The organism is Alcanivorax sp. VBW004 (genome assembly GCF_009718865.1).
Taxonomy (GTDB): Bacteria; Pseudomonadota; Gammaproteobacteria; order Pseudomonadales; family Alcanivoracaceae; genus Alcanivorax.
Window position 1 is genome coordinate 445,131 of the sequence record NZ_WNHC01000001.1, and the last position, 13,403, is coordinate 458,533.

Below are 13,403 nucleotides of genomic sequence, written 5' to 3' on the forward strand. Positions count from 1 at the left end.
GGCAGCCCGCAGATAAAAAAAGTGGAGAAGTTGCATGATCATCAATAAAGCGTATCGCCGGCTGGCGACGTTGCTGTGCGGCGCGGTTCTGGCTGCAGGATTGGGCGCCGGGGTCAGTACCCCGGCCCAGGCGGGTATGGGCAATACGGCCAGTACCTATGGATTGCTGCCCATGGATGTGGCGTCGGCGCAGGGGTTGTCGCTTTTCAATGCCCAGGCGTCAGCCCTGTATTACAACCCGGCCTACCTGACCCGCGACCCGCGCGGCGAATTGACCCTGGGCATGATGCACGCCGCCCAGGAGTTGCGGGCGGCCAGCCAGGGAAGCCCCAGCGGCGGCTCGCCGGTGACCCGCGAAGGCGATGTGCTCAGCGATGCGCCTTCCCAGCAGGTGTTGATCGCCATGAAGACCGACCTGACGGACCTGACCAAATTCAACCACCCGCTGTACTTTGCCTTCATTGCCGGGGTGGAGAAGTATGGTGAGGAAATGCTGGCCTTCAATTCACAAACCAGCACCGAAGGGCAATTTTTCCAATACGGTCGCCAGCCCCTGTTCCTGAACCTGGGGGGCGGTGTCGAGTTGTTCAATGGTATTACCGGCGGTGCCTCGGCGCACGTGTCCCTGCGCTCCGATGCCACCCTGGTGGCCAGCGCGGATCTGGCCGGCAACACCCAGTATGAAAGGCTGGACGTCACCGCCCGGCCGGTGATTCGCCCGGTGGTGTCGGTGAACTTCGAGTGGGGGAAAGTGTTCTGCGGAAATAACGATCGCTGTGGTTTTCTTGGCGATCTGGAAACCGCGCTGGCTTTTCGCGGGCATACCGAAGCGCGCACCTCGGTGGAATCCAATATCACCATTCCCGGTACCGTGGTGGATCCGGGCATTACGCTGTTGATCGATACACTGGATTCCTATCAGCCGGATATCTACAGCGCGGGCCTGCTGTACCATCTCAGCGATCGTTTCCGCCTGGCGCTGGCGGTGGAGCAGCAGAACTGGCAGGACCTGGAAGACAAGCTGGACCGTGACACCATCAAGGATCAGGCCAATGTGGCGTTGAAGGATATTGTGGTGCCACGCATCGGGGCCGAGTGGACGGTAAACGACAGCCTGATCCTCACCGCCGGGGCGGCCTGGCAGGAAAGCCCGCTGGAAAGCCTGCAAACCCCGGATGTGAATTACCTGGATAGTGACAAGACGATTGTTGGGGTGGGCGCCTCCTGGATTGTTCGTAATCCGCCCGTCCTGGCCTTTCCGTTGCGGCTGGATTTTGGTTACCAGTTCCAGAGGCTGGAAAAGCGGGAATTTGAGCTGACGACGACCCGGCCAGGGGTGACCAACCCCTATGAAACCGTGTCGGCGGATGGTGAGGCCAATATTTTTTCCGGTTCCATCACCGTTAAGTTCTGATCCCCCCTTCGAGGTTGCCTGTGGCCCGCTGTCCTGGCGGTGCCACCTGCGGCCTTCTTCTTTGTGCCTGGTGCGGCCCGTGGGTGTCAGCTTGTTGAGCGCCTCATGAGGTTAACAGCCGTGCAATCGTCCCGGTGTCTTGTCGTGGGGGATTGCCGTTTATCGGGACAAAAGCGTGACTTCCAGGCTATTTTCTAAGGAAAACGGCGTATTACGAATGTGGTTCATCTGTGTGTTTCTGTGTATATATGTAAACCCAGTGAGGTTTTGCGACATTGTCGTGATTAAATGTTTCTACTATTTGGCACGATGATGCCAATAATAGTGAGCAAAAAACTGCTCAGCATAACGGTCAGGTGCGCTTGAATTTGCGTACCGCCAAATAATAACAACGGCCCCGTTTCGGGCGCGTCTTGTGGAGAGCTTCATGACAATACGGAAATTACTTCCTGCCGTTCTGGCGGGAATTGGCGCTGTGTCTGTGTCACCGGTAATGGCCAGCATGGGGAATATCGGCACTACCTATGGGGTGCTGCCCTCCGACCTGGCCTCCGCCCAGGCCTTGTCCATGTTCAATAGTCAGGTATCCGCTACTTATTACAATCCGGCTTATCTGGCCAAGGACAGCCGCGGTGAGCTGACCACCGGCCTGTTGCACGCGGACCATGAGCTGCGTGCCAGTTCCGTCGGTGGCGGGTCTGCCCCGCTTCGCGATGGCGATATTCTCCAGGATTCACCGTCCCAGCAGGTCTTGCTGGGCATGAAGACCGACCTTACTTCCCTGACCAAGTATGACCATCCCCTGTACTTCGGCTTTATGCTCGGCGTGGAAAAATACGGCGAGGAAATGCTGGCATTCAATTCGCAGACCTCCACCTCCGGCCAGTATTTCGAATACGGTCGCCAGCCGCTGTTCCTGAATCTGGGGGGCGGTACGCAAATCTGGCGTGGCCTGGATATGGGGCTGTCCGCACGGATTACCCTGCATTCGGAAGCGGAGCTGGTCGCGACGTCCACACTGGCTGGGGAAACCAGCTACGAAACCCTGAATGTGTCGGCCAAGCCCTCCATTCGACCAATCTTCGGCCTCAACATGGACTGGGGCGAAAGCTTCTGCGGTGAAGGTGATAGCTGCTGGTTCAATGGGCTGGAAACCGCGTTCAGTTACCGTGGTTACTCCAACACCAACACCACGGTGGATTCCACTATCACTATCCCCGGCACCGTGCTGGACCCGGGCATCAACCTGGCGATTACCACCATCGATTCCTACCAGCCGAATATCTATGCCGCCGGTCTGGCCTATGGCCGGGAGCGCTGGCGCGTTGGGGTAACCTTGGAAATGCAGGAATGGTCGAGCCTGGAAGAAGAGCTGGAAGGCGACACTATCAAGGACCAGGCCGTTAACACCGGCGGCGCGCCTTACGAGCTGCGTTTCAAGGATATTGTGGTGCCGCGCATTGGTGGCGAATTCAATATCAACGACACCTACAAGCTAACAGGCGGCGTGGCGTTCAGTGAATCGCCTCTGGATTCCAACGCATCACTGGAAGTGAACTACCTGGATGCCGACAAGATGATTCTGGGCCTGGGTCTCACTGCAGAGTACAAGTCCGTCCCGGTGCTGGCTTACCCGGTGCGTTTTGATCTGGCCTACCAGTATCAACAGCTCGACTCGCGCGAGTTCGATCTGTACGACCGCCGTTCCCCGAGCTTCCCGCAGTCCTACGAAACCGTGGAAGCGGAAGGCGATGTACACGTTTTCTCCGGCTCCATCACCCTCAAATTCTAGGAGGTAATGGCGATGAAATTAAAAGCGCTATCTCTGGCTACAGCAGCTGCCTTGCTGGCGGCCTGTGGCGGTGAGGCCGGTGACGAGCCCACCCTGGAAAACTGGCAGACCGGTGAGGTCTATTACAGTTTCCCCTACGACGGTCAGCAGGATCTGGCACCAAAGACGCCGCTGTCCATTCGGTTTTCCCATCCGGTCACAGTGGATGCCAGCCACTTTACGTTGCTGGAATGTGCCCAGCTGGACGGGGATTGCCCCGATACCGGCAATAATCAGGTGGCCCTGCAGGCGCCACAACCGGTGGATGGGGGCATGGGTGTCATGTTGCAGCCGGATGCGTCGCTGCAAACCCATACCCACTACCGGTTGGTGCTGAATGGCATAGAAACGGAAAACGGCTCCCCGGTGTTCCCGGATGGCGGCCTGGATTTCGTTACCCGGTTGTCCAGCGATGGCCCTATGTCCAGCCGCATGGCCTCCCCGGACCTGGCGGTGCGTAATGTGATCCCGGATGGTGAACAGCTGCCGTTCATGGATTTTTCCACCCTGCGGGTGCGCTTTAACCAGATGCTGGATGCCGGCACCCTGGTGTATGGCGATTCCGTGACGCTGGAAGGCAGTGACGGTCTGGTACCTGCGGCCCTGCTGGTAAAAGGCAATGCGGTCACGGTGGATCCACTGGAAGACCTGACACCGGGCGAGAGCTACACCCTGTCGTTCAGCACCTCGGTGCGTGGCGAATCCGATGACAGCCTTACCGGTGGTTTCGAGCAGACCTGGGTGGCCAAAGACTCCAGGCCCCGCGCAACCCTGGTGCAGGACGTGGTCAGTGCCACCGACCAGGCGGACGATCCCTGTAACGCGGACGGCGCGCTGGTGGCCAAGCTGACCGGTGCCACCATGAACTGTGTGCCGGTGCAGTCCACCTTGCTGGGCAGCAAGGATGCCACCATGCAGGGCGGCGATGTGTTCGCCGAGCTGGCATTTCTGCCCAACTACCCGGAAGTATCACCGCTGCGCATTCCCCGCAACAGCCTGCTTAGCGGCAGCAACATCGAAGTGAAAGTGGCCGGCGAAGTGAAGGCGGGTATCGAGACCGGTGCCATCGCCGTGACCTTCCTGTCCGATGCTTCCGGCTACCTGATGCCCAACCCCTACAGCGATGCCCATGAAGCGCCGAAACAGGTGAAGCTGTACATGGATGTGTCCATGACGGCGGAAAACCCGGAAGCCAACGGCGCGCTGAGTCAGACGCTGATGCATGTGGAATTGAACGGCATGGCGCTGGTGCAGGATGGCCGCATGGAAATTGACGCGGTGGGTATCGTGGAACCCAAAGTGTTGGGGCAGGAAACCGCCTTCGGCCTGCTCAGTTTCCACATGAAATCCTACGAGGATCAGGAAAACGCCCCTGAGCCGGTGCCGGATATGACCGCTCCGGTACTGCAATCCATGGTGCCCGCTGTGGATGGCAATGGCATGGCCATGAATGCACGCCCGGGCGATGCGGTGATTCTGAACTTCAGTGAGCCACTGGATAACGCCAGCCTGCATGCCGGCACCAGCTTTGGCCTGCAGCACAACGGCAGTTACGTGGATACCGACTGGTACCTGGACGGTGCCAGCCTGGTGATGCGACCGGCCCAGCCGCTGGCCTTTGGTGAAAGTTATACCGCTGTGGTGGAGGGTTCCGTGACGGATCTGGCCGGTAATCCGGTCAACCCGGTCAACCAGGGTTTCGAGTTGGCTAGCCGTGTCGGCGATTTGCCGCCGCCCCGTGTGCTGACGACCTACCCGGGCTTCCCGTGCGCCAGTGACAAGGAGCATTGGGAAATCGAGTTTGGCAACCACGGCTTCTGTCAGGGCGGTAAGACCGAAGATGATCGCAACCCGGTGTCCAGCCTGCCGGCAGACCGGGCTATCCGGATTAACTTCACCCGCGATATTGCCCCGGCCTCTGTGGTCTTCGAGAACACCACCGCCTGTGATGTGGGCAGCTTCCGGGTAGAGAAAGTGGAGTTGAACCCGGCCACGGGTACGCCGATGCGTTATGACGATGGCGAAAAGCGTAAATATCGCTGCGAAGCCGGCGTCACCGGTTCACTGGAGGTGGGGACGCGCAGCCTGGTCTTTACCCCGGACGAGCCTTGGGAAGAAGGGGTGTATTACCGCTACGCCTTGCAAAGTGTGAACGCGACCGGCGGCCAGTTGCCGGATGATTGCACCTCCGGCGAAGCCATTTGCGCTACCGATGGTAAACGTTTGCAGACCGCCATGTTGCGAGCCCCTGCCAACGATATGGGTGGCCCGGATATAGAGAACCACTTTATCGGGGCCGCGCCGAGGGTGTCGGTGTACCAGCCGCTGAAAAACCTGCCCACCGCGGATCTCAATGGTAATGGCCATTTTGATAGTGGTGAGCCGGGTTACGGAGGGAATGAACCCGGGGTGAATACCACGGATCTCATCCTCGACGGCTATGATGGAAAAGGGCTTTTGTACGATCCGGAGCTGCTGTGCGACGTGACGGAACAGTGCGACATCCATGTCACGGGTGCGCTGAATTCAGAAGTATTCGGCTCGGCGGTCTATACCGATCTGGAGACCGGTGAAGAGGTAATCGATCCCGCCACGAATGAACCCATGAAGGCGGTTCGTATTGGTTTGTACCCAACCATGATTCAGGCATCCTCGGTGACTCTGCTGGTGAAAATCCTGGGCTTCATTCCCAGTGAAACGCCAACGGAAACCCAGTTCATGCGCATGCGGTATCACTGTGTGCCCTGGCCGGACGATGCCGACAACTACTGTGGCAAACAGAACCCGGATGGCAGCTATGTCTACGATGAAATCGAGCGCCAGGGATTGATCCCCGGCTGGATTGTGCAGACCGACAATGGCCCGGAATTTCGTGCCAATGTGGATTTGTATCTGGATGCGCCTTACATGCATATCGTCGCCGGCGGATCACACAACCAGCATAGCTATCCGATTACCATGAAGCTTTCCGGGCCGGTCACGTTCCTGCCGGATGGCCGCATGGTGATCAACCAGGTCAATGCCAATATGATTCCGGTGAATGTGGTGCTGAGTGTGTTGCTGTCCAGCCCGGAGATCTACCTGAAGATCCCGGTGGGTGGCGTCAAACTCCAGTACCTGGGTGAGCCCATCAAGCAATAACGGATGTTTGTGTTTTTACAGCCGGCCTTTGGGCCGGCTTTTTTATGGTTTTTCGCGGATTAGAGTGAATAAAACGCTTCTCGCCATCTGCCCGGTTTATCCCGAATACCCGGCACTTTGCCAAACGCTCGACGCCGGATGCCTGACGTAAACCTCCATCGCCTGAGAGACTGTCGTTATTCCGGCATCTTTTTTGAGGGGTATTTTGAGGAATTGTCAGGGCCATCATTGAGGCAATAATCGGGTAATACATTTTGCACAGAGAGTATGGCGGGCAAGGTTTTCAGGTTTTGAATGCCAGCGTCCGTCGTCGGGCATCCGGCGTCCAGCGGCGGCCAAAGCGGGATAATCAGACAAGCTCTGCAGCCGGCGGATCACTCAATTCCGCGATGAACCTTTTTTATGCCTGTCGCACAGGCGCTCGGGCTGGCTGCCGTAATCGGCCTGCTACCTTTTCGGCCCGGTAACCGACTTCACCACTGGCCGCTCCCCGTTACAGATCCATAACACTTCGCTGCATATCCCGCCCTTGCGCGTACCTTTCTCAACCAATCCCAACCTTTTCTCAACGGCTGTAGCACGGGCGTTTTGTTTTACTTATTGCATATACACAGGGGGGAATAGCGAGAGGCTGCATAGCCTTCACGTGTTGTTCTCCCAGCGCCTGAGACGGTAAACCTTGGGCGAAAAACCGAATAACAAACGCCGGAGACGCGCTATGACAACCAAGAACCTGTCCCGCTGGGGGGCTGCTGCGATTATCTCAACTGCCTTGTCCAGTCCTGTTTATGCCGCCATGGGCAATACGGCCAGCACCTATGGCCTGTTGCCGACGGATGTGGGGACCGCGCAAGCGCTTTCCATGTTCAACACCCAGGCGTCCGCGTTGTACTACAACCCGGCCTACCTGACCCAGGATCCCCGTGGGGAGCTGACAGTGGGCTTGCTGCACGGTGAGCAGGAACTCCGGGCGGTGAGTCAGGGCAATCCCAACGGTGGTGGCGCGGCGGTTATTCGTGACGGCGATGTGCTCAACGATACCGATTCCCAGCAACAGATTATCGCCCTGAAAACCGATCTCACCGATCTGACCCAGTTTGGGCATCCCATCTACTTCGCCATCATTGCCGGCGTGGAAAAGTACGGTGAAGAAATGCTGGCCTTCAAATCCGAAAATTCTCGGGAAGGGCAGTTTTTCAACTACGGTCGTCAGCCATTGTTCCTGAACCTGGGTGGCGGCATCGAGCTGGCCAACGGGATTACCTCCGGGGCTTCTGCACATATCTCCCTGCGTTCCGACGCCAAGCTGGTGGCCAGTGCGGATCTGTCTGGTGAAACCCAATACGAAGAATTGAACGTGACAGCCAAGCCGGTGATTCGTCCGGTTCTGTCGATCAACTTCGAATGGGACGAAGTGTTTTGCGGCAAGGAAGATTGCGGCATCTGGACCGGCCTGGAAACCGCGTTCGCGTTCCGTGGCCACACCGAAGCGCGCACCTCGGTGGAGTCCAACCTGACCATCCCCGGTACCGTGATTGACCCGGGTATTACCGTACTCATCGATACCATCGATTCCTATCAGCCCGATATTTTCAGTGCCGGTATTCTTTATCACTTCAGTGATAACTTCCGCGCGGCGGTGACGGTTGAGCAACAGAACTAGAACGATCTGGAAGATGAACTGGCCCGTGACACCGTGAAAGATCAGGCCTTTGCGACCTTCAAGGATATCGTGGTGCCCCGCGTGGGCGCAGAGTGGACGGTCAACGAACACCTGATTCTGTCTGCGGGTGTGGCGTACCAGGAAAGCCCGCTGGAAAGTATCCAGACTCCGGACGTGAACTACCTGGATAGCGACAAGATTATTGCTGGCGTGGGTAGCTCCCTGATCATTCAAAATCCGCCGATCCTGGCCTACCCGCTGCGCCTGGATTTTGGTTACCAATTCCAGAAACTGGAAGAGCGTGATTTCGAGCTGACGACCACACGCCCTGGCGTGGCCAATCCTTACGAAGTCGTGACGGCTGATGGCGATGTCCATGTGTTTTCCGGCTCCATCACGCTGAAGTTCTAACGGAGGTGCCCCATGAAAAATAACAAACTGGCTCTCACTGCACTGGCGGCCGCACTGGTCGCCGGTTGCGGCGGCAGCGACGATAGCGTGAGCTTCAATACACCGACCTTTGACGCTCGCAATCTGCACTACACCTACCCGCTGGATAATCAGCAGCAGGTCGCGCCGCGTGCCATCATTGCCTTGCAGTTCAGCCATGAAGTGACGGCGGACGCCAGCAACTTCACCGTGACGGGCCCGGATGATGAAGCGGTACCGTTTACGCTGGAATCCGTGGCCGACGGCCGGGGTGTGGTGTTAACGCCGGACGATGCCCTGAAGCCGGCGTCGGACTACAAGGTGGTGATGAATGGTGTCACCGTGCTGGGTGAAACCACCACCTTTAAAGACGGCACCCTGAATTTTACCACCCGTGCAGCACTGGAAGGCCCCATTGAGACCCAGAAGACCGCTGCCAGCTTTGAAGTAGAATCCATCTTCCCGGATGACGGGCAATTCAAGAGCATGGATTTTTCTTCGTTCCGTCTGCGCACCACCCATCCCATTGATGCTTCTTCCGCTGTGTACGGCGACACCATCAGCCTGATGAACAATGGTGAGGTTGTACCCGCCTTGCTGCTGGTCGGTCGGACCACCATCACCGTGGATCCGCTGGAAGACATGACGCCTGGTGATACCTATGAGCTGAGTGTCAACGGTGTGAAGAGTCAGCTGGGCGAAGATATTGCCGCCTATTCGCACTCCACGGTACCCCAGGACACCACCTCTCCCACCACCGGGGAGCGTGCGGTGCTGGTAACCAATGCACCGCCAGCCGATGATTCGCTGGGCTGCCTGGACGACGGCGTCCGCTTGTCGGAACTGACCGGCCAGCCGATCAACTGTGTCCCGGTTATTGGCACCTTGCTGCAGGACAAGACCGTGTCCAAGCAGTCCGGTGACGTGTACGCCGAACTGGCTTTCACCCCTAATTTCCCCGACGTGACGCCCTTGCGGGTGCAGCGTGGCGGGATCCTGAAAGGGGATGCGCTGGAAGTGTTCATTGGCGGTGAAGTGCCGGTGGGATTCGACTCCGGTGAAGTGACCGTGGAAATCATTTCCGATGCCACCGGTTATCTGTTCCCCAACCCCAATGCGGAAAGTGACGACGCGCCTAAGCAGCTGCGGTTGTTTATGGACGTCGCCACGTCCACCACTGATGCGCGTGCCAATGGTGCCTTTACCCAGAACCTGATGCATCTGGAACTGGTGGGCACCGGCCTGATTGAAGATGGCCAGCTCAACACCGATGCGATCACCGTGGTAGAGCCCCGTGTACTGGGTGTGGAAAACAGCTACGGCGTGCTCAGCTTCCGCATGGAGTCTTACCAGGACCAGGAAAATGCACCGCTGAAACCGGTGGATGCGATCAACCCGTTTGTGCCGGTACTGGATGGTGACAACGGTCAGGAACTGTCCTGGCAGCCCGGTAATGTGGCGGATCGCATGGAACCCGGTGAGCCCATCGTCATTCACTTCAACGAAGCGCTGGACCCGAACAGCATTGTGGCCGGTGATTCCCTGCTGCTGACCAAGGGCGGCCTTGATGAGCCCTTCCAGTGGGAGCTGCGCGGTAATGCGCTGGTGATTACGCCGGATTCTCCGGTGGAATACGGCGTGGAATACGCAGTGACGACGACCCCGGCGATCACGGATCTGGCAGGTAATGCCCTGCAGGTTCTTGATTCATTGCAAGGGGACAGCACGCTCGACTTCACCCTGCCCGAATACGTGGTTGACGATGGCGGCGATGTGCGTCGTGGCCCGTTTGCGGCCACCGTGTATCCCGGCTTCCCGTGTGCCAGTTCCACTGCTACCCAGGGTGAAATTGATGCGGGAACCCAGGGTGTCTGCATTTCGTCCAGCCCGGAAGGCGAACAGGTTGAAGTGGACGAGCTGCCCATTGTGGACCTGCCAGCAAACCGGCCCATCAAGGTGCGCTTCTCCCAGAACATGGACCCGGCCACCATCACTCTGGGCGACACCCTACTGGTGCAGAAAGACAATGGCGGCAGCTGGGAAGATGTGGACGGTGAGCTGACGCTTGAGCCCCGGGCATTGATCTTCACCCCTGAGCAAGCCTGGGAAGAAGATGCACTCTACCGCTATGTGCTGGCCTCCAATGGTGGCGGCACGGGCTGTGCGGGCATGTGCTCGGTGGACGGCCTGCCCTTGCAGACTGCACCGCTGTTGGGTGGTGGTCTGAAGGAAGGCGGCCCGGACATGGAAATCCTGTTCCGTGGTGGCGTGCCCTTCAACACCATTTTCCAGGAACTGGCCAACCTGCCCAGTGTGGACGTGAACAACAACTTCCAGATTGATACTGATGAGCCGGTTCTCACTGGTGACGTAATCGATCCGCTGGATACGCCAGCCAACGCGACCATGATCCTGCCCCGCGATGGCGGTGGTGAAGGGCTGGTGACCACCGCGAATACCGGGTGTGGCTATGAGGGGACGCCGCCGTTTACCGCGGATGATCAGGCGCAGTGTGACAGTGACCGTATCCTCTATATCAGCGGGTTGCTGAACACCGAGATCCTGGACTTCGACCCGGTGGAGCAGGGCGTGCCGGTGGTGATTTATCCGACCACCGTGGCGCTGACCAACCTGGATGCCACGGCAGTGGTTGGGCTGGACCTGAATGTGCTGGATGGCGGTAGTACCCTGGATTCCATCCCGGTGCTTGGCCCGATTCTGGGCGGCGTACTGGAAGTCACCCTGGGGCTGGTGAACGACACCGTTTCAGCGCTGGCGGGTGAGTTCGGTGGCGACGGGGTGCTGAACAGCCTGCTGTCGGTGGTCGGTGATGTGGGGCTGGTGCCCATCGATACCGCCACCGGACCGAACATCATGCGGGTACGCTATAACGAAGATGAAAACGGCGACCGTACCATTCCGCCGGTGGGCTACATCGTGGACACCCCGGATGGCCCGGTATTCCGCATCACCTTCGATCTGTTGTTCGATGCCCCGGCACTGAGCCTGCCACTGGGCCTGGAGCACAACGTTAAAGGCCTGCCCATCGATAATGTGGATCTGGAAGGGCCGTTGGACTTCCTGCCCGATGGGCGCCTGTTCATTGGTTTGCAGAATGCCCAGCCGAAAAATGTGGACTTGGAAATCACCCTGGCCGGCCTGGAAGGCGGTAAAGTGAAACTGGTGATCCCGCCGGGCGGTATCAACCTCAGCTACCAGAGTGCGTCTATCCAGTAAATCGGATCGTGCTTTGTGCATCATGTGGCGCCCCGCTTGTCGGGGCGCTGCTTTTTCTGTCGGCCGCCAGCGGCCGCTTGTCGTGAAACCCCGCCCAACCCCTCAAGGTGGCACGGCCGTGCCCGAACTCGTCGGTGGATACTCTGTCTACCCTGTCACTGTTTAAAAGAATTTTACGGTTTGCCGTCGTGATTGACGCCAAATAGCGCTTTTTACCTATGTGAGTGTCTGTTCACTTTTGCATAGGGTGAGCTCCCCCCGTCGCCGCCCTGGCGACAGACAACGTAAAAGCAACAAGAAAACAGTGTAGGAGTACAACAAATGACTGTGTCTTTTTCGGGACGTGTCGCCGCCGTTGTCGGTGGTGTGTTGGTGCAATCTGTTGCCTTGGCGAGCATGGGTAATATCGGCACCACTTATGGCGTACTGCCCTCGGACATTGCCTCTGCGCAGGCGCTCAGCCTGTTTAATGATCAGGTGTCCGCGACGTACTACAACCCGGCGGCGCTGGCCAAGGATCCCCGTGGTGAGCTGACCACCGGCCTGATGCATGCTGAGCACGAGCTGCGTGCGAAAAGCCTGGGCGGCGCGGATGCGCCGATCCGCAATGGTGATGTGCTGCAGGATTCCCCCTCCCAGCAAATACTGCTGGGCATGAAAACCGACCTGACCTCGCTCACCCAGTACAACCATCCGATTTATTTTGGCCTGATGCTGGGGGTGGAAAAGTACGGTGAAGAAATGCTGGCGTTTGATTCCTCCACGTCCCAGCAAGGCCAGTATTTTGAATATGGCCGCCAGCCTCTGTTCCTGAACCTGGGCGGCGCTACCCAGCTGTGGCGAGGCATCGACGTGGGCGCCACCGCGCGGATTACCCTGCATGCAGCGGCGGATCTGTCCGCCACCACGGACCTGGCCGGCAACACCCAGTACGAAGAGTTGGATGTCTCCGCCAAACCGTCCATTCGCCCGATCTTCGGTATCAACATGGACTGGGGCGAGACTTTCTGCGGTGAAGGCGACGATTGCTGGTTCAACGGCCTGGAAACCGCGTTTTCCTATCGCGGTTACTCCAACACCCAAACCGAAGTGAACGCCAATGCGGTGATTCCCGGGGTGATTCCCAACCCGGGCCTGATGCTCAACATCAACACCCTGGATTCCTATCAGCCGAACATTCTCGCCGGTGGCGTGCAGTACCAGGCTGGCCGCTGGCGCACCGGGGTGACCATTGAGTGGCAGGAATGGTCCGCACTGGAAGAGGAGTTCGAGAATGACACCATCAAGGATCAGACCGTTAGTGGTCAGCCCGGGCAATTGACCTTTCAGGACGTGATCATCCCGCGCATCGGCACCGAATTCCGTCTTAATGAAAACTTTTCGTTCACCGGTGGGGTGGCTTACAGCGAGTCACCGCTGGAATCCAATGCATCGGTAGATGTGAACTACCTGGATACAGACAAGTGGATCATCGGCCTGGGCGTCACCGCGAAGTACAAGAAAACACGCTTCCTCGCTTTCCCGGTCCGTTTTGATCTGGCCTACCAGCACCAGATTCTGGAAGACCGCACCTTCGATATTTACGACACCCAGTCCGCCGTCTACCCGCAGCCCAGTGAGCAGGTGGAAGCCAGCGGTGACGTGAATGTGATCAGCGGCTCCATCACCCTGAAATTTTAAGCCCGGGA

At 58.2% G+C, this 13,403-nt stretch carries 7 protein-coding genes; all 7 read left to right on the top strand.

Annotated elements, in window-relative coordinates; translation table 11 throughout:
• Nucleotides 1-34 precede the first annotated feature (34 nt).
• The 7 genes from F1529_RS02100 to F1529_RS02125 all read left to right on the top strand — a co-directional run bounded on the left by F1529_RS02100 (nucleotide 35) and on the right by F1529_RS02125 (nucleotide 13,395).
• The gene (locus F1529_RS02100) at nucleotides 35-1,414 is read left to right on the top strand and encodes an OmpP1/FadL family transporter (protein ID WP_155131722.1); all 1,380 of its coding nucleotides are present in this window, start codon (nucleotides 35-37) and stop codon (nucleotides 1,412-1,414) included.
• Between the two features lie 427 nt (nucleotides 1,415-1,841).
• Nucleotides 1,842-3,206: an outer membrane protein transport protein gene (locus F1529_RS02105; protein WP_039926687.1), complete on the top strand. Its 1,365-nt coding sequence runs from the start codon at nucleotides 1,842-1,844 to the stop codon at nucleotides 3,204-3,206.
• A 12-nt stretch (nucleotides 3,207-3,218) separates the two neighbouring features.
• Nucleotides 3,219-6,386, top strand: a complete 3,168-nt coding sequence (locus F1529_RS02110; protein ID WP_196220351.1) for an Ig-like domain-containing protein — start codon at nucleotides 3,219-3,221, stop codon at nucleotides 6,384-6,386.
• A gap of 718 nt (nucleotides 6,387-7,104) precedes the next feature.
• Nucleotides 7,105-8,049 (top strand): hypothetical protein, encoded by a 945-nt coding sequence (locus F1529_RS02115; RefSeq protein ID WP_230457683.1) that lies wholly within the window; start codon nucleotides 7,105-7,107, stop codon nucleotides 8,047-8,049.
• Between the two features lie 33 nt (nucleotides 8,050-8,082).
• On the top strand, nucleotides 8,083-8,460 hold the full coding sequence (locus F1529_RS17570) for an outer membrane protein transport protein (RefSeq protein WP_230457684.1): 378 nt from the start codon (nucleotides 8,083-8,085) through the stop codon (nucleotides 8,458-8,460).
• A gap of 12 nt (nucleotides 8,461-8,472) precedes the next feature.
• Complete coding sequence (locus F1529_RS02120) at nucleotides 8,473-11,715, top strand: Ig-like domain-containing protein (RefSeq protein ID WP_155131728.1); 3,243 nt, start codon at nucleotides 8,473-8,475, stop codon at nucleotides 11,713-11,715.
• Between the two features lie 321 nt (nucleotides 11,716-12,036).
• Nucleotides 12,037-13,395, top strand: a complete 1,359-nt coding sequence (locus F1529_RS02125; protein WP_155131731.1) for an OmpP1/FadL family transporter — start codon at nucleotides 12,037-12,039, stop codon at nucleotides 13,393-13,395.
• The last annotated feature ends 8 nt before the right edge of the window (nucleotides 13,396-13,403 follow it).

Coding starts and splice junctions, on each gene's coding strand:
- F1529_RS02105 (WP_039926687.1), top strand. CDS start 1,842: ATGACAATACGGAAATTACTTCCTGCCGTTCTGGCGGGAATTGGCGCT.
- F1529_RS02115 (WP_230457683.1), top strand. CDS start 7,105: ATGACAACCAAGAACCTGTCCCGCTGGGGGGCTGCTGCGATTATCTCA.
- F1529_RS02110 (WP_196220351.1), top strand. CDS start 3,219: ATGAAATTAAAAGCGCTATCTCTGGCTACAGCAGCTGCCTTGCTGGCG.
- F1529_RS02100 (WP_155131722.1), top strand. CDS start 35: ATGATCATCAATAAAGCGTATCGCCGGCTGGCGACGTTGCTGTGCGGC.
- F1529_RS02125 (WP_155131731.1), top strand. CDS start 12,037: ATGACTGTGTCTTTTTCGGGACGTGTCGCCGCCGTTGTCGGTGGTGTG.
- F1529_RS02120 (WP_155131728.1), top strand. CDS start 8,473: ATGAAAAATAACAAACTGGCTCTCACTGCACTGGCGGCCGCACTGGTC.